Genomic DNA, 24,896 nt, shown 5'->3' with positions numbered 1-24,896 from the left:
TTCTTAGAATTTATAGTTAAACTCCAACCAACCTTGACGGCCGAATGGTGAATATGATCCTACCGGATAATACGGCCAACCGCCTGTGTCATCTCGTTTCACTTTGTCAAACACGTTATTAATAATGATGGAAGCAGAAGCTTTTGGAGAGATTTGATAAGTACCGCTCCAGTTCACCAAATACGTTGGGCTTAAATAGGCAGTTTGGTTACCATTTGGAATTTTGCCATAACGATTAACTAATACTGTTGATGCCCAATCACCAAAGCTCCAGCTGAGACTGGTATTAAAACGGTCACGCCAATCAGGAATAGTTAAATCTTTTAAATAGTCATCTTTCTCGTGATCTTTTGATTGTTGATATTCATGTTCTAGTACACGGCTATAATTTACCGTCCAGAGAAAGTTACCAAAACTGTCTGTTTTCCAGCGCCATCTACTAGTGAAATCAATCCCGCGGGTATGGTCTGATGCTGCATTAATCGGAACGATATTAATATTCTTAATCACATTTGGATCGACAACTGCATTTGCAGGGTTACGCTCTACACGTGCCAAAGCATCGATACAGGCCGCAGAGTTAATATCTTGGTTGCCTAAACGACAATCTGCTTCCAAACGTAGAATTTTGTCCGCACTTAAATTCGTCACAAGATTATCAATTTTGATATCCCAGTAATCGACGCTGATATCAAATTTATTGGTGGGTGACCAAACAAAACCTGCACCATAAGATTTACCCTCTTCAGGTTTCAGCTCTTTGTTTCCGGTTAAAGTGTAGTTCGCCCCAGGTGCGTAATCTTTAAAGCTACATTTATCTAAAGGTTGTCCCGTTTGGCTACAACGTAAATAATCCGTTGTACTTGGGAAATATCCTTTTTGTTTATTTAAAAACAGATAGTTCATATCTGGTGCACGAAAGCTGGTCGCATAGTTACCGCGCACTAATAAAGTTGGATGTGGTCTAAACTCGAGACCAGAACCGAAAGTTAGCTTATCAATGCTGTTATCTGATAAAGCATAACGGTCATAACGTCCAGACAAGGTTAAATTTAATGGTTTTGCTAAAGGTAAAAATAATTCTGCGCCAAGTGCTTGGCGGGTACGTGTACCTCCATATTCGCCACTAGAGCTTAAATTATAATATTCACCATTTTCGATCGCCTCATCTGGCTTAATCGAGAAGCCTTGACGCCCAATTTCAGCCACAGCCGCAAGTTTGGCAGTTCCTGCAGGTAGCTTAAATACGTCACCATTCGCGCTTAAGGTTAAACTTTGCGCCCACGACTTATCTTTTTCTTTTGTTGTGCCCGAAATGCTTTCAAATTCACTTGCTGTGAGTGGTCGACTTAAACGATCTAAGCGAGGTGAATAAATAGGAATACCATCTGCATCTGTACCAAGTTGCTGACCTAAGAAATATTCATCAACATTCGAACGTAATAAGCCTTGGCGGTGTAGCTGACTAGTATAGATGGAACCATTATAGGCTGCTTCATAACTCCAGCTCGTCTCCCCAATATCGCCTCGAATTCCAAAATTTAAGTTCGAAGAAAGTTCTTTCCATTTTTTATTTATTCGTTCTACCCCACCTAATTCTTCAGGCGCAAAACGACGATTCCAAATTTCATAATTTCCCGAATCTTGATTTAGAAAATAACCACTCGATGCACCTAAAGAGGTCCATATCGGACTACGGGTATTGTTTTCAATTTGATTTGCCCCAATCAAAAAATCTGCAAATAATTGAGTTTTATCATTTAACTCATAGTCTAAACCGAGATAACCATTTTGACTGCGATTTTGAGTTTGAACAGTCCAATAGGTTGGTCGTGCCAAACCACTGGCACAATTGTCCGCCCCTGCTTGTCCTATATTATTGACTGATCCGTTAAATAAACCGTTAAACGCCTGACACCCGCCAATTGAAAGGTATTTACCAGTATCGGCATTTTTACGACCCACAACCGTGTCGGGTTTTTCTCCCAAACGCGTTCGGCTCGACATAAAATCTCGATCAGCTGCCCATATCGGCTCACGGCCGCTGAGTTCAACCCCATAAACGAGACTAAGCTTGTCTAAAGTTTTACTACCACTCAGTTGTAAACGTAAATTTTCACCGCCTTCTTTGGTTCCGCCTGCCTTGATATTAAATTGTGTGCCATCTGTTTTCTTTTTCAGAATAATATTCACCACACCTGCAATTGCATCTGAACCATAAATTGCAGAAGCACCACCGTTTAATATTTCAATCCGATCAATAATGGCAGTTGGAATATTGGCTAAGTTTACGAAATTGACAGAGCCATCATAAGGCACAGGATAGTCTGCAACCCGATGTCCATTAATCAAAGTCAAAGTATGATTAGGTCCTAAGCCTCGTAAACTAATGGCATTAGCCGCAGGCGTAAACGTATTTCCATAATCGGCACCTTGTACGAAACCTGTGTTCTGCGTCAGGTTATTGAGTGCGTCAAATGCATTACTAAAACCTTGTTTTTCAATATCGGCTGCGGTAATGACGGTCACACTGGTCGGGCCATCTTTTTGTGCTTTTGAAATCCGAGAACCTGTCACCGCAACACGAACTACTTTATCTGCTTTAGCTTGGTTTTGTGGTTGCTCTACAGCTTCTTGTGCATAACTTTCTAACGGATGAAACAGTGCAACAAATACGAAAATAAATGAGCGCTTATTTTTTAAAGCCCCTGCATATTTCAAGTTATTTAAATACATATTTATTAGTAGACAAAATAAAGATCGCCCTACTATATCCACTTTTATTTGTTTGATTTATACACATTTTTTCTAGATATATTGATGTTTAAGATATACCAAATGGTTAATTATTTATCATAAAAACTCACAACAAACTAAAACCTTTTTCAATAAATAAATTTTGTTTATGAATAGATTCAAAACCTTCTCTAATCAAAATTTTTAATTCTCTTATCGAACAGCAAAAATCTTTGATTATTTTCTGCTAACATAGCTCCCCTAGCTAGTGAATCATGGAACGCAATAGGCCGAACCTCCCACACTCGATCAACTTCACCTAAAAATTTTAATCATTAATGCTGTAAATCATGACTATGAATATCCAACAGGCGCTTAACCACATTACCAAGAACATTCATTTGACTCAGCCTCAAATGGAAGAAATTATGCGCAGCATCATGCAAGGTGAGGCAACCGAGGCACAAATTGGTGCTTTAATGATGGGCCTACGCATGAAAGGTGAAAGCATTGACGAAATGACAGCTGCTGCACGTGTCATGCGTGAATTTGCGATCAAGATCGATGTGAGTGATATCAAACACTTAGTTGATATTGTGGGAACTGGCGGTGATGGACAAAATTTATTTAACGTCTCTACTGCATCTAGCTTTGTGATTGCAGCAGCAGGTGCCACCATTGCAAAACATGGTAACCGTGGCGTTTCAAGTAAATCGGGTTCATCAGACTTACTTGAGCAAGCAGGTATTCACCTTGATTTAGATATGCAACAAACCGAACGCTGCATCCGTGAAATGGGTGTAGGTTTCTTGTTTGCACCAAACCACCACAAAGCCATGAAATACGCTGCTGGCCCACGTCGTGAACTTGGTATTCGTAGTATTTTTAATTTACTTGGCCCATTGACCAACCCAGCTGGGGTAAAGCGCTTTGTGATTGGTGTGTTTTCAGATGAACTGTGCCGTCCAATTGCAGAAGTGATGAAACAACTCGGTGCTGAACACGTTATGGTTGTTCATTCAAGAGATGGTCTTGATGAAATTAGTCTTGCAGCACCTACCACTGTTGCAGAACTCAAAGATGGCGAAGTTACTGAGTGGACACTTAATCCGGAAGATGTCGGAATTGAGTCACAAACTTTAAATGGTTTAGTGGTTGCTGATGCATCGGCGAGTCTAAAGCTCATTAAAGATGCTTTAAGCAAAAATAAATCCGATATTGGTGAAAAAGCTGCAAACATGATTGCGCTTAATGCGGGCGCAGGTATTTATGTAGCAGGCATTACCAAAACTTATGCTCAGGCTGTTACTTTCGCGCAAGATATTATTTACGGCGGGCAAGCATTAGAGAAAATGAGTGTTTTAGCTGAATTTACTAAAACATTAAAACAATCTCAGGCAGATTAAGGACTTCTCATGATTAATATTCAAAATACCATTTTAGGTAAAATTGTTGACCGTAAACATGAGGAACTTGCTGCGCGTTTAAAACAACGTAATTTGCAAGATGTAGAAGAGCTTGCAAAAGCAGCGTCTCCGGTGCGTGGCTTTGCAAATGCTTTACAACATAAACGTCCGGGTGTGATTGCTGAAATTAAAAAAGCATCTCCATCAAAAGGAATCATTCGCGCAGACTTTAATCCTGCTGAAATTGCTCAGCAATATGAACAAGCTGGAGCAGCATGTTTATCGGTATTGACTGATGTGGATTTCTTTCAGGGTGCAGATGAAAATATTGCGATTGCCCGCAATCATTGTGCCCTACCTGCTTTACGTAAAGACTTTTTGGTCGACCCATATAATGTAGTTGAAGCACGTGCTTTGCATGCTGACTGTATTTTATTAATTGTTGCTTGTTTGTCTGACCAGCAACTCGAAGAAATGTCTAAAACAGCGTTTGAACATCAACTTGATGTATTGGTTGAAGTTCATGACGAAGAAGAGTTAGAGCGTGCCTTAAAACTTTCTGAGCAATGTTTACTAGGTGTGAATAACCGTAATTTAAAAACGTTTGATGTAGATTTAAATACGTCTATCCGCTTGAAAAAATTACTTCCGTCCTCACGTTTACTGATCACTGAAAGTGGCATTGCGACACCAGATGATGTGCGTATGATGCAAGAGCATGATATTCACAGTTTCTTGGTTGGCGAAAGTTTTATGAAACAACCACGTCCAGATCAAGCTTTTACTGCTCTTTTTGGACAACCTCAAACGGTTTAATGAAGATATATGAGTAATAAAGATTCATCGCTTTCTAAAGAGCAACAAAAGTTATTGAAGCAATTTAAAAAGCAAATCTCCAATCCTCATTCAAGCAAAATCGCAAATCAGCCTGAGACGAAAAAATCTCAGGCTGAGACTGAAGAATTGGAAGATACATACCTGTTTCAACAGGCTGTTGCAGGTGTAAAACGCATCAACAATAGTAATATTGCCGATGTAAAAACACCTCGTGCCCAAAAAGTCGATGCACAAACTTTGGCAAAACGTGCAGCTGCCGAAGGTGGTCGTGATACCGAACATGCCGAGCTATCAGATACACAAGCTGCTTTAAATCCGGTCGCAAGCCAAGCAACGTTAAGCTATCGCATTGCGACCCTTCAACATAAGGTTTTTGAAGACTTAAAAGCAGGCAAGATGCGTTGGTTTGAAGCTGTAGATTTACACGGCTGTACCATTGAACAAGCACGTGACGCAGTTTTACAAATCATCCAGATGGCAAAAGATGAAAATCAAAATGTCATCAAAATTGTGCATGGTAAAGGCCCAGAAGCGGTCTTAAAAACCTATGTCAACGGTTGGCTACGTCAGCATCGTGATGTTTTGGCTTTTGTAAGTGCCCCTGAAAACCAAGGTGGCACAGGTGCCGTTCTCGTACTGCTTAAACGTGCAGAAAAAAATCCTAAGTTCGAACAAAAAAAATGATCCTTTGGGATCATTTTTTTACATCAAATACCTGTAATAATTGAGCAACTACTGCAACGGCAATCGTTGCAGGTTGTTTCGATGAAATCCCTTCTATCCCGATCGGGCAAACCAAACGTTGTAATGTTTCCTGAGTATAACCTCGCACCTGCATACGTTTTTCAAAAATGGCCCTTTTACTCTTTGAACCAATCATCCCAACATAAGCAAATGGTTTTGCCGTAGGTTTTAAGGCTGTAAAACACAGTTGCAAATCTAGTTGATGATCGTGCGTTAAAATTAAAACCGCACCTGAACGGTCAAAATGCTCTATCTCGGCGTCTAAGGTATCAGTTGTTATACAGTGCGCCTGTTCCAGTAAATCGGATGGGAAAATATCATCACGCGGATCAATCCATTTCACTCCAACACCAATAGGCAATAAACAACGAACAATTGCTTCACCCACATGCCCTGCACCACAAACCAGTACTTGCATGGCATAAGGCTGAATCTGCTGGCTAAATTGCCATTGCTCACTACTGCCAGAATGAAACTCGAAACTTGGTTGTTGTTCCATCTCTATAGCCTGCCAAGTGGATGCATATTGATGTGAGACGTTACGCCATATATGCTTTCCAGCTCGCCATGCTTGGAAACTTCCAGACAAATCCGACGCAATTTCAGCAGGTAATATTTTTTCAAACAATAACCACATTACTCCGCCACAACACTGCCCAAGCCGAGCACTGAGGTTAAAACGTTCAATATGCCTCACACAAGTTCCCGTTTCACTTAACATTGCTTTAGCAATATCAATTGCCTGAAACTCTAAATGCCCCCCACCGATCGTATCTGACTGCTGCCATTGCTGTTGTAAATTAAACCGCAACAACATCGTTGCACCAACTTCTCGTGGTGTTGAACCATCTGCACGGACCACTGTGACCAATACCATAGGCAACGCATCGGCTTGCCAAGCTACAAAATCAGTCCACCATTGTAAATGTTGCATAATCTTCTACATTCTAGCTTGTGGGCGATCTGCCAAAGCTTGTCCCCGTCCAATAGCAATTGCACGTAAAATTTCTTCGGCAGTTGCCGGAGCATTGAGTACGAGCGGTGCATTTTCTGGAATAGCCGCCTGTACTGCCTGACGAATTGCAGAGAAAACAGATAATGCCAACATAAATGGCGGTTCACCTACCGCTTTAGAGCGATAGATGGTGTCTGCCTGATTTTGATTATTAAACAGTTTGACGTTGAAAATATGAGGTATATCTACACTGGTCGGAATTTTATAAGTTGAAGGTGCATGGGTAAATAAACGGCCTGCGTGTGGACCCTGCGGCTGCCAATACAACTCTTCTGTCGTGAGCCATCCCATCCCTTGAACAAAACCGCCTTCAATTTGCCCAATATCAATTGCAGGGTTAATTGACTGCCCAACGTCATGCAAAATGTCGGTACGTAATACTTTCATTTCCCCAGTTAAGGTATCTATTGCAACCTCACTAACCGCTGCACCATAGGCATAATAGAAAAATGGACGCCCTAAATGGTTGACCTGATCATAGTGAATTTCTGGCGTTTTATAAAAACCACTGTCCCATAGTTGTACACGTGCCATATATGCCCGTTGAACCAAGTCAGGAAATGTCCATGAATGACCATTCCCTGTTGAAACCATACTATCTTCAAACTGGACTTGGTCAGCTTCACTTTGACTTATTTCCGCTGCAAGTTTAGCCAGACGCTCACGAATTTTAATACAGGCATTTTGAACAGCTTTACCATTTAAATCTGCTCCACTCGATGCAGCAGTTGCCGAAGTATTTGGCACACGAGAAGTATCGGTTGCAATTAAACGAACGCTATCGATTGGTAAACCCAACTCATGTGCAGCAACCTGCCGTACTTTGGTATATAGCCCCTGTCCCATTTCTGTACCGCCATGGGTAATAGAGACAGTACCATCCATATACACATAGACCAGTGCACCTGCCTGATTGTAATGCACGGCGTTAAACGAAATACCAAACATTAATGGGGTTAACGCAATACCACGCTTAATGATGTCATTATTCTGATTAAAGGCATGGATGCTCTGTTTGCGTTTCGCGTAATCACTACTTTGCAATAGTTCGGCTACTAATTTTGGCGCAACATTATCACGAACTTCTGCACCATAGTGCATACGGTCACGTCCAGCGCCGGGCTGCTCGGCAAAGAAATTGCGCTGACGAATTTCAATCGGATCGCAACCTAAATAACGAGCAATGTCATCAATAATATTTTCAATCACAAACATGCCTTGCGGTCCACCAAAACCACGATATGCCGTATTGGAAACAGTATTGGTTTTACAACGCAAGTTACGCAGCTCAACTGCATTTAAATAATAAGCGTTACCAATATGGCAAATCGCACGTTCATTCACTGGCCCAGAAAGATCAGCCGAAAAACCGCAGTTTGAAGCCAGTTGCACCTTTAACCCTTGCAAAATACCACTGTCATCAAAAGCCACAGACCATTCATAAGCAAAACCGTGACGTTTACCCGTAGCACTCATGTCATCATCACGATCTAAGCGTAATTTACATGGACGACCTGTTTTTTTCGCTGCCAAAGAGGCAATACATGCCCACTGCGTCGACTGCGACTCTTTACCGCCAAAACCTCCACCCATACGACGGCTTTCCACACTCACCTGATGCATATTCATGCCTAGTGCATGACAAATTAGTAACTGCATTTCGGTTGGATGCTGTGTCGAGCAATAGACTTTTAAGCTCTGATTTTCTTGTGGAATCGCATATGAAATTTGCCCTTCTAGATAAAAATGCTCTTGTCCACCAACCTGAATATTCCCTGAAAGATGATGTGTAGCATTTTCAAAAGCCTGTTCAACGTCACCGTGGCTAAATTCAACAGGCGGTAGCACCCACGATTCTTTTTTAATCGCATCTTGAATCGTTAAAATCGGAGTTTCGGGTACATACTCAATTTTTGCTAAGCGAACTGCCTGACGGGCTTGCTGATAAGTGTCAGCAACAACCACAAACAAGGTTTGTCCATAAAACTCAACCTGCTCCTCTGCAAAAATTGGGTCATCTTTAACAATGGGTCCCCAATTATTTTCAACCTCAATATCCTTTGCCGAAAAAACTGCATGGACACCATCGGCCTGACGTACTGCATCTAAATCAAACTTACTGATTTTACCTTTGGCACAACTTGAAAATCCGACTGCCAAATGCAACGTATTTTCAAGCTCGGGTAAATCATCAATATAAGTTGCCTGCCCCGTCACATGTAAATGCGCGCTCTCGTGTGGAATCGAATCACCTGCTTTAGCGGATTTTTTAGAAATCTTTAAGTCAATATTTTGATTCATGTCAGATCTCCACCATAGCAATCAAGTCATTTACTCGAGTAATTGTCCGAGACAGGACTTTTTCTACATAAAAACGCTGTAAACAGTTTTTTGCGACGTGTAAACGATATGCAGAGCTAGCACGTCCATCATCTAGAGGCTGATAGTCTTGCAACAATGCTTCTTGTGCCTGAACGATCAATTCTGTTGTAAGTTGTTGGCCTTCCAATACGGCTTCTGCATATTTTGCACGTTTGGGAATAGCAGCCATGCCACCAAAAGCAATTTTCACATTGTGAGCGACACCATCATTATCTAGCTCACATGAAATAGCAGCGCATACCGCAGAAATATCTTGCTCAAATCGTTTGGCAATTTTATAGCTGACAAATGTAAAACGCGTCTGTCCGTCACGAAGTGGAATAACAATCGCCTCAACAAACTCACTAAGTCGTAATGCTGTTTTTTGATAATCTAAATAAAAGTCTTCCAAAGCAATTTCACGAGTCTGCTCACCAACGCGCAAAATCAATCGTGTACCTAGCGTAATTAATGCTGGCATTGAATCGCCAATCGGCGAACCATTGGTAATATTTCCACTCAGCGTTCCTGCATTTTTAATCGGCATGGAAGCAAAACGGCGCTGCAATTCTTGAAAGTCGGGATAAAAATCTGAAATTTTAATGAGTGCATCACTTAAACTTACATTTGCTCCAATTGTTAAAGCATGGTCTGTGACTACAATTTTTTTGAGCTCTTCAACCTGACCGATATAAAGCATATCACCCAAATCACGACCCTGTTTTGTGACCCACAAACCGACATCGGTACTCCCTGCAACAATTCGTGCTTGCGGTAACTGTAAACGTAAAGCAGCAAAATCTTGCAAAGTCTTGGGTGCAAAAAATTGCTGCTTTTGATCATTCAAATGCAGTGCGGGTAAAGCTTTGATCTCTTTTAATACATCAATTACTTTTTGACGCTTTAATGCCACACGTGGATAGTCATAAGCTTTTTGTGCTGCATCTAAAATAGGGCGATAACCCGTACAGCGACATAAGTTTCCAGAAAGATAATCACTGATTTTATCTTTGCTTGGGGGCTGTTGTTCATTTTCATACATTGACCATAACGACATGATAAAACCGGGTGTACAAAAACCGCATTGTGAACCATGCATATCGACCATCGCCTGTTGTACCGGATGAAGCGTGCCATCTTGTGCAGGCAATAAGCTATGAAGGTCTTCTACTGTAAATAGCGCTTTGCCATCTAAAGTCGGTAAAAACTGAATACACGCATTCACGCTCCGCAATTGCAAGCTGTCATTGACTAACTCACCAATCACTACTGTGCATGCACCACAATCGCCCTCAGCACAGCCCTCTTTTGTACCAGTCTGTCTGGTTTTACCAGTTTGGGTATATTCTCTTAGAAACTGTAAAACCGTCATTGTGGGTAGAACATTTTCTACTTGCTGCTGACCGCCACGAAAAAAGAAGGTGATTGGACGTTCTGACATGTTTTATCCTTATGTTTTATAATAATGCTTTTGTGCAAATATGATGCCATGAAGCGATCATTTAGAACTTACCTATATTAAACGCACATTTCATATCCAACCACTTGACTCTTAACGATAAAAAACATGAATTTTATTCATCTTTTACTAAGCGTGCGCAAAACCAAAATAAATATAGTGTGAGGATTTATGAACATCACGGCATGTTTCTGATACAATGCCGAGCTTGTCTAATAGAGTAAATTTATACGTCTTATGTCAATGCAGCAATCGTACGCAAATATTCTGACTGCCGTCGGTGAAGATCTTAATCGTCCCGGCCTTAAAGATACGCCTGTGCGTGCGGCTAAAGCTTTTTCATATTTAACTTCTGGCTATAGTAAAACTTTAGAAGAAGTCACCAATAATGCTGTTTTCCCATCAGATAACCATGAAATGGTATTGGTGAAGAATATTGAATTTTATTCGCTCTGCGAACACCATCTCCTCCCATTCTATGGCCGTGTTCATGTTGCCTATTTACCAGAAGGCAAAGTGCTTGGCTTGTCTAAATTTGCACGTATTACCGAGATGTTTGCTCGTCGTTTGCAAATTCAGGAAAACTTAACTCAGCAAATCGCTGAAGCTGTTGCAGAAGTCACTGGCGCTCGTGGTGTTGCTGTAGTCATTGACTCTGCACATATGTGCATGATGATGCGTGGTGTAGGTAAACAGGAATCTACTACTCGTACAGTTTCATTTGTCGGAGATTTTAAAACCGATAAAGAAGCACGCCGTGAATTTTTAAGTGCTGTACCAGAAAGCTACTAATATAGTTTTACTGCAAAAAGCCCGACCATGTTGGGCTTTTTTTATAGCTGAACGCTATAAACCTTCAATCCAACTCTATAAAACATAACAATTAAATTAGATGATTTTTGTTATAAAAGTACGCATCTTTCTTTTTAAATGATTTATGAGCGAATCATGCGATTTAAAAAAATTTCTTACTTACTTTTACCTTCTCTTTTTATTTTTAATACCTCAATTTATGCGGGCAATATTTCTAAAGACCAAGAAATTAAACAATTGGTAGATCAAAATTTTAAGCCCTTATTAGAAAAATATAATGTGCCGGGTATGGCGGTAGGTATTATTCAAAACAATAAAAAATATGAAACGTATTATGGCCTACAATCCGTTCAAGATAAAAAAGCTGTAAATAGCAATACCATTTTTGAGCTAGGTTCTGTCAGTAAGTTATTTACTGCGACGGCAGGTGCTTATGCAAAAAATACAGGAAAAATCTCTTTTGATGATACGCCGGGTAAATACTGGAAAGAGTTAAAAAACACCCCAATTGATCAGGTCAATTTACTTCAACTTGCCACCTATACAAGTGGTAACCTCACCTTGCAATTCCCAGATGAAGTACAAACAGATCAACAGGTTTTAACTTTTTTTAAAGATTGGAAACCTAAAAACCCAATCGGTGAATATAGACAATATTCAAACCCAAGTATTGGCCTATTTGGGGAAATAGTTGGTTTATCAATGAAACAGCCTTTTAGTCAGGTCTTGGAAAAAACGATTTTTCCGGACCTTGGCTTAAAACATAGCTATATCAATGTACCTAAAACTCAGATGCAAAACTATGCATTTGGCTATAACCAAGAAAATCAGCCAATTCGAGTTAACCCTGGCCCACTCGATGCCCCAGCATACGGCGTCAAATCGACCCTACCCGACATGCTGAGCTTTATTCATGCCAACCTGAACCCACAGAAATATCCGGCAAATATTCAACGTGCAATTAATGAGACACATCAAGGTCGCTATCAAGTAAATAGCATGTATCAGGCACTCGGTTGGGAAGAGTTTGCTTATCCAGCAACGTTACAAACTTTATTAGACAGTAATTCAGAACAGATTGTGATGAAACCTAATAAAGTGACTGCTATTTCAAAAGAACCTTCAGTTAAGATGTACCACAAAACTGGTTCAACAAATGGTTTCGGAACCTATGTCGTATTTATTCCTAAAGACAATATTGGTTTAGTCATGTTAACCAATAAACGCATTCCAAATGAAGAACGCATTAAGGCAGCTTATGCTGTGCTAAATGCAATAAAGAAATAATTTTTCCCTAAAACAAAAAGAGAGAAATAGTCTTCATCTATTTCTCTCTTTTTTATGAATATATGATTTAAAAGAACCAAACATATCCAAGACTTGATTTCATCCAGTCCAGATGATTCTGTTTTTCATAATCCCAATTAAGCCGAATAGCATTATTGCTATTAATGGCATATTGCCACTGTGTATTTAAACGTAAGTTCCATTGGTTTTTATCTTCCCAATATGGCAACTCCACTTGCACCACTGAGTTAAACTTTTCAAACCACTGATTCATACACCCTAATGTCGGTCCTACTCCTACACGCCAACCTTTATCTAAATTTGAACCCGCTTGGACGTAAGTTTGTACCTGCCCATAGCAAATATGTTTGCGCTCATAATCTGCAAGACTGTAACCAACCTGAGCATTAAAACTCGCGACGCCATGCTGCTTTTCATCACTATAAACACCGTCATGAACCGCTTCCTGACGCCAACCTAAGTTAAATCCCCAAGTCAGCGGTGTTTTAAATGGTTGAATCGGGTTATAGGAGTTCACCTCTAACAGATCAAGATGCTCAAGTTTTAGATGATCGTTACGCCACTGCGCATTACCATTTAAAAATAATAATTGAGTACCGGCACGGTATCCGCCTTGAGGATCTATTAAGTCATGATAAGCCTGTCTATGACCTATCTCGATAAACTTGTCACCTTGCACTTCGCCCAATTTTAGTGAAACATTACGTGCATTATGCCCTTGTGTTGGCTCGGTAGAAGGTCGTTTCGGTTCTTGGCGCTGTTTATCTAAATCAATCTGACTTCGTAGTGCTAAAAGCTGTCTAAGCTGTGGCTGGGCAAAGCTTTCTTCAACTTTGCGACCAATAAATTGTAGATATAAATCATCGTAAGCCATCTCAAGGATTTTGGCCTGATCTGATGGGCTAAATGATTTAAGTATTTCTGTAGACTGTTGAATTGGCTTCATTGCTACTTGATGAGCAACTTTTGCTAAAGACGCACCATGTTGATGAGCTTGGGCCAATAATTGAGTTTCTAAAGCGGGTCGATAAACAGGAGCTTTGGTGAGTCCTTGTTGTTGCATCGCTTTAATGGTTTCCATTGGAATGGAAGCATAATTAAACTTCTCTTGTAGATGAGACTCAGGTTTAACTAAATCGACTAAGCCCAGTAACCGATAGGCACAGTTGTCACTTACAAAGTAATAAGGAAAGCTCACATGTTGCATTTCCCAAATATGGCTCACCAAAAAACGTGTTTCTTCAGGAGATAGATTTAACTCATATTCCCATAAATCACGGCTTTCAAAATCACCATACTCTTTTACCTTACGATAATAAGGCATAAGTGAGTATTCACCCGGATACTGCCCTGTTAAGCCTTTCCAAGCATATGACCAGTTATCATTGCCTGCGACAGTGGCCGCATAATTTACAGCGTAAGAAACGAGGTTTAACTGCTTTTGATCTTTAGGGTCTAAGCGCAATAAGGTATGTCCAAACATTGAGCTTGGGTTCCCCATAAAATCTGTCGCGTAAATTAAGGTCGCTTTATAAGGCTTAATTTGGCCAATCCAGTTTTCAAACTCAGGACATTTTACTTGCGGCAATTCATTTTCTTGAATGCCTAATTGCTTTATAAGCCACTGACTACGTGCCGGAAATTTACAACGAATTGACTGATTATCTGGCGCAGGTGTAAACAATGCCGCGATATCGGCTTTTAACTCTTCTTTTAAATTATTTTTTCCATTTGCTGCAATAAAATAACCCGAATAACTCACTTCACTCTTCTGGTTTTTATTGGCATACATGAGCCGTTGCCATGTAATGTCTTGGTCTAATTTTTTTTGTTCTGCAACTGACCAGTAGTTTTGAATAGATGGATTTATTTCTGCTGAATACGCAATATTAACTGCCAAGGAGGCAAAAATTAAAACAACTGATTTCATTAAGCTCATCAATTTTTATCATTAAATATAAGAAAAACCCTGCCAAATGACAGGGTTTTCAATTTCAAACTTATACGTAAGCTTTTAAAACTTCATCTTTAGCCATTACGTTTTGTAATGATGCCAATACTTGAAGTGTGTTTTGGTTGTTTGTTGAATAGATTTCACCGAAGTTTGCTTTTGAAACTTTGAAGAAACGGTCTTTGTCTTGTGGTTTAATTTGCATTAACTCAGCAAGTACGTTCAGGCTTTCACCTTGGCCTACAGCCATATCACGCGCTAAAGCTTCCGCATTTTCATTTGTGAAGGTAACAACTTGAGCTGTTACTGTTCCGCCTTGACGGCAACCTAAAGTACCGAAAGTAATACCTAATAATTGGTTAGTAAAAATACCGTTTGTTGTTGCAGCAAGAATTTTAGGCACCACTCCTTTTTGGCCAGCCCATACTTGCGTACCCACACCACAACCTACATCGTTATCAGCCATAGCAACACTTGAACCAGCTGCTAACAAAGCAGCTAAAGCTAATTTTTTTAACATAGATGTATATCTCCAAAATCATTATTGATTGTTTCTTATGTATTGTTATGTGTAACTATTGTTACACCCTTCAAAGATAGCGATATGCTTGTCATTTAGCAATTAAAAATTAAATAATATGATAAAAAGTAAAAAGGAAATTTTTATTTTAAATTCCAATTACCTTGATTATCTCGATGACCTAATATTTTAAGAACTAATACTAAACTTAGTAGTAATAATAAATACCATGAACCAAGTTTACCCCATCCCACCATATGCCAAGCATTAATCTGACTTGGATAAACCCAAATTTTATAAAATGTACTAATATTTTCAGCAACCCAAATTATGAATGCGAATGTCACCAACACAGGGAGCATTGGAGTTTTAAACTTACGTTCATTTATTTGAAAATAAAGTGTAGTTTTCCAGAAAATATAAACACTAACAGCAAATAAAATATAGCGAATATCTGGTATAAAAAATTTACTCATAAAATTAATATATGAGAAAAATGCGAGAAAAAGCATACTTCCAAAACTTGGAAGTTTTTCAAAAGAAACTTGAAATAAACGGATTGAGCGAGCAAAAAAGCTACCTACAGCCGAGTACATAAAGCCTGCAAATAAAGGCACAGTAATAATTTTAAACACGGCAGGCTGCGGATATTGCCATGAAGCAATGCCAGGGTGTGTCAAAAAGATTTCCATGACCATTGCCATGATATGAAATAAAGCAATGACCTTGGCTTCTTGCCAAGACTCAAGCTTTAAATACAACAGGCAAATCTGAATAATAAGCGCATAGATGAGTAAATAATCATAACGATAAAAACCCATATATTCATGGCTTCCCATCGGCGCAGTTAGGGCAAAAGCAATTAAAAGCAAAATACCAAACAAGGCTGCCGAAACAGCCTTGCCAATAAATTGTAAGGTTAAAGAGAGATATTGCACAAAAAACTATCCTAGATATTTAGCACTATACTCATGTACTGTATCTACAAAGATTTTTGGCTGGGCCGGATCTACCCATTGGGTAATGCCATGGCCTAAGTTTGCAACATAGCCTGTCTTCTCACCATTTGCATAAGCATCATCTAGCATGGCTTTCACTGCTTTTTCAATTGAAGCCGCTGAACCATATAAAACAGCCGGATCAAGGTTTCCTTGTAGGGCAACACGGCCTGCTACAGTTGTACGAGCTGTATTTAATGGTGTGGTCCAGTCTAAACCTAATGCATCTGCACCTGTTGTAATCATTGGCTCTAGCCACTGACCACCACCTTTAGTGAATACGATGACAGGAATACGGCGTCCATCTTTTTCACGTTGCAGACCTGCAATAATCTTTTTCATATAGTTCAGCGAGAATTCTACATATTCTCGATGTGCTAAAGCCCCGCCCCAACTATCAAAGATTTGAATGGCCTGAGCGCCTGCATCAATTTGCGCATTTAAGTAGTCAATGACTGAATCTGCTAAATGATCAAGCAACGCATGCAAAACTTCCGGCTGGGCATACATCATTTGCTTGGTAAAACGGAACTCTTTGCTTGAACCACCTTCAACCATATAAGTCGCCAGTGTCCAAGGGCTACCCGAAAAACCAATGAGTGGAACCTGACCACCTAAAGCAGAGCGAATTGTGCTTATTGCGTTCATGACATAATCAAGATCAGATTTAGCATTTAACTTAGGTAAGTTTGCTACATCTTGTTCAGTACGTACCGTTTTATGAAACTTAGGGCCTTCGCCTGTTTCAAAATAAAGGCCTAGTCCTAACGCATCCGGAATCGTTAAAATATCTGAAAATAAAATTGCTGCGTCTAAATCGTAGCGACGCAAAGGTTGTAAAGTTACTTCACAAGCAAACTCTGTATTTTTGCATAAAGATAGAAAGTCACCAGCTTTTGAGCGTGTTTCCCGATATTCAGGCAAATAACGTCCTGCTTGGCGCATCATCCATATTGGAGTGGTATCTACAGGCTCACGTAATAAAGCACGTAAGAAACGATCATTTTTAAGTGTCGTCATTGCCGATCTCTATCTTTTTCATGTGGCAGCATCATATCAAAAAGGTGAATGTTTTTATAATTTCAATTTCATACAAAAAACTTGTCAATCTACTAAAAAATGCATATTTACACAAAAGTCTACTGCAAGAAGCTCGGTTTTCTGCAATACTTGCAACATGTTACATCGGGTTTATTGATCTTCCTTTAATGATTAAATTCACCAATACTTAAATACGCATACATTGCGTTATCGGTGATTTTATAAACTTTAGGATCAGTCTCCTTACCCTATTGCTTATATGAAAATTCTTAAGGTTGAATTACATGTTTGTTCGCTCATTACTCGCTATGAGTTTAAGTTGTATTATTGCTAATGTTGCTTTGGCTGCGTCAACAACTGAGCAACCAGTCACTCCTAAAAAAGTATCTGCTCCTGTAGAAGATCCGATTGATCCGCTTGCTGTAGATGCTGCTTCAACTGTTAAAGCCCAAACTCAAGCTCAAGCCCAGACACAGATTACAGCTCAAGAACAAAATGACTTAAATCGAGCGTCTACAACATTACAAAATTTACAAAAAGCTGAAGATCCAAATGCCGATTCAGGTATTGCTGCTTCAGAACCAACAGCGCCAGCTAAAACAACAACAGCATCTAAGACTGCTACTTCTGCTCCAGCCGTTTCATGGACATTAGATGGCTTAAACAATGCTGAGTGGTACGAAAATATTGGTAAAGGTCAATTACCAGTTTATGCACGTGCCCATGTCATGCTAAACAATGCGCATGCTTCACCGGGTGCAATTGATGGCATGAGCGGTAAAAACACGCTTAAAGCAATTGCATCTTTCCAGCAAATGAATGGTTTATCACCTACTGGTGAACTTACTAAAGAAACTTGGGATGCACTTGTTGCAAAACAAACAAAACCAGCATTTATTGAATACACCATTACTGATGCAGACCTCAAAGGTCCGTATGCTGAGTCAATTCCTTCTGACTATGCATTACAAGCCAAAATGAAAGGTTTGTATTACACTCGCGTGAGTGAAATGTTGGGCGAGAAGTTCCATATTGATGAAGGTTTCTTAAAGAAACTAAACCCGAAAGCAACCTTCAAAAAAGTTGGTGAGAAAATTATTGTTCCTAATGTACGCAATGACTTACCAGAAGACATTCATTTAATTATTGCGCATAAAGGTGCTAAACAGTTGTATCTGTTTAATAGCCGCAATCAAATGATTGCCTCATTTCCTGCAACAATTGGCAGTACTGATACGCCATCTCCGACCGGTACTTATAAGGTAGTTGGTGTTGCGCGTAACCCTTGGTATAGCTATTCACCTTCGAACTTCGTACAAGGTAAAAACTTAAAACCACTTTCTTTACCACCAGGTCCTAACGCTCCTGTAGGTAACATCTGGATTGGTTTAAGTAAAAAATCATTCGGTATTCACGGTACACCAAACCCGTCTTTAATTTCTAAAACTGCTTCACACGGTTGTATCCGTTTAACAAACTGGGATGCTAACGATTTAGGTAATAAAGTACGTTCAGGTGTCACTGTTAAATTCTTAGAATAATCTTTTAAAAGAAAAAGCCTGCTTTATGCAGGCTTTTTTTATATCTAAAATTTAAAACGAAAATTTCTAGATGTCTTGATCATATTAAAAACGCAACAATATGTTGCATCTACTCTATTTTTAGCTTGTTTCTACAGGTTTAACATAGTCCTCAAGAGATCAATAATAATTTGAGGAGATCAAGTCATGAATGCTTATTTGCATCGTAGTGAAGATCGTGGTCATGTTAAAGCAGGTTGGTTAGAGTCTTACCATAGCTTTTCATTTGGTAACTGGTATAACCCTAAATATATGGGTGTAAGTGCATTACGCGTGATTAATGACGACCAAATTGATGCCCATAACGGTTTCGGCACTCACTCTCATGACAACATGGAAATTTTAACATGTGTGCTCGATGGTGCAATTTCACACCGTGACACGATGGGAAATGAAGGCCAAATTAAGGCAGGTGAATGGCAACTTATGAGCGCTGGTACAGGCGTGGCTCATAGTGAAATTAATAACACTGATACACCCGTACATCTATTACAAATCTGGATTATTCCAGACGTAAAAGAAGCCGAGCCAAATTACCAACAAATTAGTTTGGACCCACGTAAAGATCCAAATAAATGGCATTTAATTGCAGGTCCCGATGCAAATGCTCCAATGCACATCCGCCAAAACGCAGAGGTCAAATCTGCTGTATTGGAAAAAGGAAATGAACTTCCTGTTGAAACATCAAAACGCGTAAATTACGTTCATGTCATTTCAGGTGTAATTCGTATTGGTGATCAAGAAGTTAAAGCGGGTGATGCTTTAGTGTTTGAAGATAACGCCGTGATTCATGCACTTGAAGACAGCCAATTCATTTGGTTTGATTTACCTTAAATAACTAAAAGCCCTTTTATATGAAAGGGCTTTTTTTAATCGCTTCCTCCCCCCCCATCGCAACTCCCTGAGTCTGAAGACGATGAACAATCATTTGAATAATTAGAGCTATGATGATGACTAGAACTATTATCGTGTAAATGATGTGTTGAAGATGAATAATCATGATCACTCGATGGTGAATAACTTTTTAAATTTCTGAGTAGCGCGATTAAACAGATCAGTCCAATACTCGAAAAAATGGCTATAAATATAATAATAAATAACTTCAAATAACGACCTCCTTGATTAGGCTATAGAGATACTTATTGTGTTCCTATTCATTTATTTAAATGAGCTATGTTGAATAAACAAGTTGTTTTTTGATAGATAAGATCAATCTATTAAGTATCTTTTACATACAAATAGGCACTCGCTCTTGATATACCTAAATGTTGTGCCACTGTCTCGACAGCCTTTTTAATATCTAACAAACCGTTATTTTTTAACTCATGTACTAATTGTTTACGCTCATTGAGTTTTAACATACGCGGTGTCGTAGCATGCTTTGAGGCAAATTGGTCAATATATCTTCGAATTGCCTCTGTACCATTTGGTTCTAAATTTTCAATAATGTTGTCAGTTTCAATTTTAGTAAACTGCTCTAAAGCGCTTTGCATCCCCCTAAATAGGGTTAAATCAATATTCATACATAAAGCGGCTACATACTGGCCTTCTTCATCTTTAATTCCAATAGACGTACTTTTGGCGGGCCGACCATCAGCAAACTGGTTTGCATAGTTTGAAATGAGGTTTGGAAACTCTGGAGACATGATTCTAGCCAGCCCTAACTCGGTTGCCGGATCTCCAATTTTTCGACCAGATAAATTGTTATGTATAGAGAGTATGGCATGCTCAGGATTTGTTAAGTCATGGACAACGACCTCACAAAAAGGAAATAGCGTTTCACTTAACCCCTTCGCGATGGTATCTAGTTGAGTGAGCAAATGTTTATCACGATTTCCCAAGGTATTTCCTCCAAATGACTTACTTACTATTTCAAACTTTAGAATGAAGCATGTAATAGTAATTTAGACTTTTTATCTAATTTTAAACTTAATGTAAATCAAAATCTTATATCTCATTGTTATCACATTAGAAAATAAAATTAGACATTTTATCTAAACATATATATTTTATCTAAACAAGGCTACTATCTTGTGTATTCCTTGAGCAATACCAAATCTTGCATCCGAAAACATGAATAGAATTAGGTTTAATTATGAAAAATTTAACCCTTCCCACTTATGAAGATGTCGCAGCCACTGCTGAACGTATAAAAGGTTTTGCAAATAAGACTCCTGTTTTAACTTCACGTACTGTGAACAATGAATTAAAAGCAGAAGTATTCTTTAAATGTGAGAATTTTCAGCGAGTTGGTGCTTTCAAATTTCGTGGTGCAATAAATGCGCTTTTGCAATTTAATGAAGCTCAGAAGAAAGCTGGCGTGGTCGCTTTCTCTTCGGGAAATCATGCACAAGCGATTGCGCTCGCATCAAAAATTCTTGGTATTCCAGCAACAATCATCATGCCTAAAGATGCCCCTGCTGCAAAAATGGCAGCGACCCGAGAGTACGGCGGCAATATTGTTGAATTTGACCGTTATACCGAAGATCGGGAAAAAATTGGTAAAGAGATTGCCGAAAAAAATGGCCTGACACTCATTCCATCTTATGACCATCCGCATGTGATTGCGGGTCAAGGAACTGCTGCAAAAGAGTTATTTGAAGAAGTCGGCGAATTAGATTACCTGTTTGTATGTTTAGGTGGTGGCGGTTTATTGGCAGGGTCTGCCCTCTCTGCTCGCCAGCTTTCTCCGAACTGTAAAATATATGGCGTTGAACCTGCTTTAGGAAATGATGGGCAAATGTCTTTTAGAAAGGGAGAAATTGTTCATATTGATACACCACAAACCATTGCCGATGGTGCTCAAACGCAATATTTAGGCAAATTAACATTCCCTATTATTCAACAAAAAGTTGATGATATTTTGACAGTCACAGACGAGGACCTTGTTAGCTGTATGAAGTTTTTTGCTGAAAGAATGAAAATAGTCGTTGAACCAACAGGATGTCTTGGTTTTGCTGCTGCGCGTAATTTAAAGCATGAGTTAAAAGGCAAACGTATAGGCATCATTATTAGTGGTGGCAACGTTGATATTTCTAAATATGTAGAGTTTTTATCTGCTTAATAAAAGTCGATGTCTATCTATGATGTTAGGTAAAGCTTCATAGATAGACATCCAATCTGTACCAACTTTTCGATTTATTTCGTCTTAATTTAAATAAAATTTAGTGTTAAATCAGTCCTCGCAGAAAATACTCAAGCATCTTCTCTTTTTGAGTTGTCTTATCTGAACTTAAAAGCTGAATAATGGCGCCCTCAATCATATATAAAAAGAGTTTGGCATCGGTAAAAGAAGCATCGGTTTTAAGTAATCTAAGCTGACTATAAATTTCATTGGTCAGCCATGTTCTGTATCTCACCGCGGTTTTATAAGCTTTTGGATAACTATTTTTAGTTTCAAAAATAGCCTTAAATAATAAGTAGTACGGGCCTTCTAAGTCGGTATGTAGAACATACAACTTCTTGAGTTTATCGATTGTGCTTGTGTCATGGTCATACTCGACCAGTGCAACCACTTGGCCTTGGAGGCGTTCTTTTTGTACGATTAAACAGATTTCGATGAAGCGTTCTTTAGAGTGAAAATAATTATAAAACGTCATTTTATTCACTTCGGTTTCTTTCACAATTTTGTCGACACCGACCATGTGAAACCCACCGTGATGGAACAGATTTATTCCTTTTTTTACAACTTCTAAAGCACGTGTTGGGAGAATAAAATTTGGCATAGTTTTACCGTTATAAAAATAAATTTTTGTTGTATATAAATGAGATAAAAAAGCCTGTGCCCTTTCTAGAAGAAAAAAAGGGCACAGCAAAGCCCCTAAAGACTGTGCTTGGCACATCTCGAGTTTTAGTGTTGATGCAAATTTTTTGAGCCGTAATGACTTAAAGCCTGAAAACCCTATAGGTCATCAAGCTGCTTTAAATTTTTAAGTGGTGTCGTTATAGCTTTTGGCAACGGCTGCCAAGAAATAATGGATGTGCAAAGCCAACTCCTTTTTAATGGGAGTTCTGCCAGACATTTATAGAATTATGGTGGCAGAACGGAAGAAGGTTGACAGACTAGTAATAACTCAAACTAGCACACCCGAAGGTGTCCCTCTCCCGTCCTACCGCTACGGGAGGGAACGAGTGGTCCACCACACAAGACTATTCCTCAGAAGGAATGACTCTGATGCGGGAGTTATTATTCAGCCTGTCAAAGCCGGCTGGCAATGTGGCCAGCAGGCAAAGGATAAGCTTGACATTTATTGCAGTCAAGCACACAAAATGACATTTGCTTTAATTTAGATCATTAAAAAGTAAGAATAAATAATGGATAAGTGATTGTTAAATGAGGGGTTTATAAAAATTAAAGAATCTAAAATTCAAAATTGATGTTTTAAACTGAAAAATCAGTCGAATATTTTAATAAAATACTATAAAAATATGAAATAAGGTATTTATTATCTCCTTTAACTTAATTTTATTTTTGCCCATATAAAATGTTTTTTGAATACAATTTAAGATATTTTGAAAAATCCATTTTAATATTTTCGAGTTTTAAAGCTAATATAGAATACACCTTTCTTAATTTTTAGAAATTGATCAACTACAATTTTTCTTTAGTACATACAATTTTATTCATTTAAATAAAAGTTATTAAATTTAATGCACTTATGTAATTTTCTTATAAAACTAAAATATCATCGATTGCATTCATATTATTGTTACCCAAATATGCGTCGTTGCTTTATTAATACAAATTCCGTATGATGTATGATTAAGCACATAAATTCGCACCTAATCATTAAATACCTGATTTTAAATACAAAATATTGTACTAAACACACAACCTTCACCTTAAATAATTTTGAAATTTTGTGGTTCATCTAAGTTAAATGGCACCACTCGAAGTTTTGCACCTTCTGTATGCCTAAAGTCAAAATCATCCAAAGGTCGTGTGAACTTTTCTGCTCGGTATGGATAAACCAATATCACTTCACTTTCATGTTTCAAATAATAGTGGCTGTACGCAAACATCTGTTGAATATCGTTATCTTTTAAACCATACCGTCCACTACGATCATTTTGATCTATCAGCTTCCACTTGGTATCCATAACAATGCTTTTCGCATTGGCTTGAGAGCGATCAATAAAAATATCAGGCTTTAACTTAAATATCTTACTGGTTTCATGCTCACAAATATGTTCCGTCGCATGCTGTGTTTTGATCTGATATTCAGGCAATCCGAGGCGCAAATGATAAGCCACAAAATGCTCAAACAGCTTTTCCATAGGAAATAACAAACTCATACCCCGCCATTCACCTTGTGTAGATACAGGCATGTACTCACCTAAAATCAGCTCCGTCCAAGGTTTGATCTCAGCGTATAGTGCTAGCAACCGCCCGGTTTGCCATTGTCTCAAATCCTGCTGAATCTTTTGGCTTCGTGGTATTTCACTCGTCATCAAGCGCAATTCTTGAGCTAATTTCCAGTTACTTGCATCTTTAGTCTTTTTACAGATGATCTCCAAGGCTGTACGAATCAACCTATTCTCAGGTCGATTGACTTCATATACATCATGTTCAATTGGGAAGATATGCTTCTTCGCAGGAGACTGACGCATGTATTTCACATACTGCAATTGCCCACGTAAAAACTTTTGTTCCTCTTGGACACGATTATAGTCAAAACGTAGACCACGTTGAACCAAACGCTCGAATGCAGCGAGGAACTGGGTAATAATCCATTCATGTAAAGGCTGTTTAAAACGATTTAAATTAGCACTCCCTGCTTCTCTATAAGGTAAATGCAAAGATACACCCAGCATTTTTTGCAAGAGTTTGCGTTCTTCTAAAATAATCTCTTGATCACTTGTCCCATTGAGCTCCACATGCTTCGGTAATATTTCTATACGTGTACCACACGGCGTTTCAATCACACCGACATATTGATCTAGCTTCAGCTTTCTTCGCCCTGCAAGTTCAAATACTTTCGCGCCGTGCTTAGAAAAGGATGACGAAAGCTCGCATAAATGCTCAAACGCTTTTTCAGGAATATAAGCATGTGCCAAGCTAGACTTTGGACAACCTTCGTAAGCAACGCTTAGGAAGGCATATTCTCGGACAGTAAAATCAGACATA

General features: G+C 38.9%; 20 protein-coding genes. 8 read left to right on the top strand and 12 right to left on the bottom strand.

Annotated features, from left to right (window positions below; all coding sequences use genetic code 11):
* Positions 1-3 precede the first annotated feature (3 nt).
* Entirely contained in the window at positions 4-2,736 is a 2,733-nt protein-coding gene (locus J678_RS07870; RefSeq protein ID WP_017393167.1) for a TonB-dependent receptor plug domain-containing protein, read from the bottom strand.
* Positions 2,737-3,092: 356 nt separating this feature from the next.
* On the opposite strand from J678_RS07870, the gene trpD reads away from it, so the two are divergent.
* From trpD to J678_RS07855, 3 genes are read left to right on the top strand one after another with little or no spacing between them, the layout of a single operon-like run.
* Positions 3,093-4,142: an anthranilate phosphoribosyltransferase gene (trpD, locus tag J678_RS07865; RefSeq protein ID WP_009498528.1), complete on the top strand. Its 1,050-nt coding sequence runs from the start codon at positions 3,093-3,095 to the stop codon at positions 4,140-4,142.
* A 9-nt stretch (positions 4,143-4,151) separates the two neighbouring features.
* Entirely contained in the window at positions 4,152-4,958 is an 807-nt protein-coding gene (gene trpC / locus J678_RS07860; RefSeq protein ID WP_000608301.1) for an indole-3-glycerol phosphate synthase TrpC, read from the top strand.
* 9 nt (positions 4,959-4,967) lie between these two features.
* A complete protein-coding gene (locus J678_RS07855) occupies positions 4,968-5,663 on the top strand; it encodes a Smr/MutS family protein (protein ID WP_017393168.1) in 696 nt (231 codons plus the stop codon).
* Between the two features lie 10 nt (positions 5,664-5,673).
* Here J678_RS07855 and xdhC read toward each other — a convergent pair whose 3' ends face one another.
* From xdhC to xdhA, 3 genes are read right to left on the bottom strand one after another with little or no spacing between them, the layout of a single operon-like run.
* Positions 5,674-6,657, bottom strand: a complete 984-nt coding sequence (gene xdhC, locus J678_RS07850) for a xanthine dehydrogenase accessory protein XdhC (RefSeq protein WP_017393169.1) — start codon at positions 6,655-6,657, stop codon at positions 5,674-5,676.
* 6 nt (positions 6,658-6,663) lie between these two features.
* Positions 6,664-9,039: a xanthine dehydrogenase molybdopterin binding subunit gene (gene xdhB / locus J678_RS07845; protein ID WP_017393170.1), complete on the bottom strand. Its 2,376-nt coding sequence runs from the start codon at positions 9,037-9,039 to the stop codon at positions 6,664-6,666.
* A gap of 1 nt (position 9,040) precedes the next feature.
* Positions 9,041-10,540: a xanthine dehydrogenase small subunit gene (gene xdhA, locus J678_RS07840; RefSeq protein WP_017393171.1), complete on the bottom strand. Its 1,500-nt coding sequence runs from the start codon at positions 10,538-10,540 to the stop codon at positions 9,041-9,043.
* A gap of 261 nt (positions 10,541-10,801) precedes the next feature.
* On the opposite strand from xdhA, the gene folE reads away from it, so the two are divergent.
* Positions 10,802-11,350 carry a GTP cyclohydrolase I FolE gene (gene folE / locus J678_RS07835; RefSeq protein ID WP_001187844.1) on the top strand — a complete coding sequence of 183 codons (549 nt, stop codon included), beginning with the start codon at positions 10,802-10,804 and terminating at the stop codon, positions 11,348-11,350.
* Positions 11,351-11,506: 156 nt separating this feature from the next.
* The gene (blaADC, locus tag J678_RS07830; protein ID WP_017393172.1) at positions 11,507-12,658 is read left to right on the top strand and encodes an ADC family extended-spectrum class C beta-lactamase; all 1,152 of its coding nucleotides are present in this window, start codon (positions 11,507-11,509) and stop codon (positions 12,656-12,658) included.
* Between the two features lie 67 nt (positions 12,659-12,725).
* Here blaADC and J678_RS07825 read toward each other — a convergent pair whose 3' ends face one another.
* The 4 genes from J678_RS07825 to hemE form a co-directional block, all read right to left on the bottom strand.
* Positions 12,726-14,618, bottom strand: a complete 1,893-nt coding sequence (locus tag J678_RS07825; protein WP_017393173.1) for a DUF4105 domain-containing protein — start codon at positions 14,616-14,618, stop codon at positions 12,726-12,728.
* Positions 14,619-14,679: 61 nt separating this feature from the next.
* Positions 14,680-15,150, bottom strand: coding sequence for a DUF3015 family protein (locus J678_RS07820; protein ID WP_000914200.1), 471 nt, complete (start codon positions 15,148-15,150; stop codon positions 14,680-14,682).
* 143 nt (positions 15,151-15,293) lie between these two features.
* Positions 15,294-16,088, bottom strand: coding sequence for a DUF817 family protein (locus J678_RS07815; RefSeq protein WP_031956236.1), 795 nt, complete (start codon positions 16,086-16,088; stop codon positions 15,294-15,296).
* Positions 16,089-16,094: 6 nt separating this feature from the next.
* Positions 16,095-17,168 (bottom strand): uroporphyrinogen decarboxylase, encoded by a 1,074-nt coding sequence (gene hemE, locus J678_RS07810; RefSeq protein ID WP_017394296.1) that lies wholly within the window; start codon positions 17,166-17,168, stop codon positions 16,095-16,097.
* Positions 17,169-17,473: 305 nt separating this feature from the next.
* On the opposite strand from hemE, the gene J678_RS07805 reads away from it, so the two are divergent.
* Positions 17,474-18,730 carry a L,D-transpeptidase family protein gene (locus J678_RS07805; protein WP_002052477.1) on the top strand — a complete coding sequence of 419 codons (1,257 nt, stop codon included), beginning with the start codon at positions 17,474-17,476 and terminating at the stop codon, positions 18,728-18,730.
* Positions 18,731-18,916: 186 nt separating this feature from the next.
* Positions 18,917-19,603 carry a pirin family protein gene (locus tag J678_RS07800; protein ID WP_004707698.1) on the top strand — a complete coding sequence of 229 codons (687 nt, stop codon included), beginning with the start codon at positions 18,917-18,919 and terminating at the stop codon, positions 19,601-19,603.
* A 35-nt stretch (positions 19,604-19,638) separates the two neighbouring features.
* Here the strand turns inward: J678_RS07800 and J678_RS23975 are convergent, their stop codons facing one another.
* Positions 19,639-19,875 carry a hypothetical protein gene (locus J678_RS23975; RefSeq protein WP_079377406.1) on the bottom strand — a complete coding sequence of 79 codons (237 nt, stop codon included), beginning with the start codon at positions 19,873-19,875 and terminating at the stop codon, positions 19,639-19,641.
* 111 nt (positions 19,876-19,986) lie between these two features.
* On the bottom strand, positions 19,987-20,610 hold the full coding sequence (locus J678_RS07795) for a helix-turn-helix transcriptional regulator (protein WP_017394297.1): 624 nt from the start codon (positions 20,608-20,610) through the stop codon (positions 19,987-19,989).
* 254 nt (positions 20,611-20,864) lie between these two features.
* Between J678_RS07795 and J678_RS07790 the strand changes: the two genes are divergently transcribed.
* Positions 20,865-21,833: a threo-3-hydroxy-L-aspartate ammonia-lyase gene (locus tag J678_RS07790; RefSeq protein ID WP_017394298.1), complete on the top strand. Its 969-nt coding sequence runs from the start codon at positions 20,865-20,867 to the stop codon at positions 21,831-21,833.
* A 106-nt stretch (positions 21,834-21,939) separates the two neighbouring features.
* Here the strand turns inward: J678_RS07790 and J678_RS07785 are convergent, their stop codons facing one another.
* Together J678_RS07785 and J678_RS07780 are read right to left on the bottom strand one after the other, a co-directional pair.
* Positions 21,940-22,494: a TetR/AcrR family transcriptional regulator gene (locus J678_RS07785; RefSeq protein WP_025466198.1), complete on the bottom strand. Its 555-nt coding sequence runs from the start codon at positions 22,492-22,494 to the stop codon at positions 21,940-21,942.
* Between the two features lie 1,117 nt (positions 22,495-23,611).
* On the bottom strand, positions 23,612-24,895 hold the full coding sequence (locus J678_RS07780; protein WP_017394300.1) for an McrC family protein: 1,284 nt from the start codon (positions 24,893-24,895) through the stop codon (positions 23,612-23,614).
* Between the last annotated feature and the right edge of the window lies 1 nt (position 24,896).

Origin of the sequence: Acinetobacter sp. 1424608, assembly GCF_000588255.1 — a bacterium.
Classification (GTDB): Bacteria; Pseudomonadota; Gammaproteobacteria; order Pseudomonadales; family Moraxellaceae; genus Acinetobacter; species Acinetobacter nosocomialis.
The sequence above is the reverse complement of the archived record's forward strand: the minus strand, read 5'-3'. Positions and strand labels throughout refer to the sequence as shown.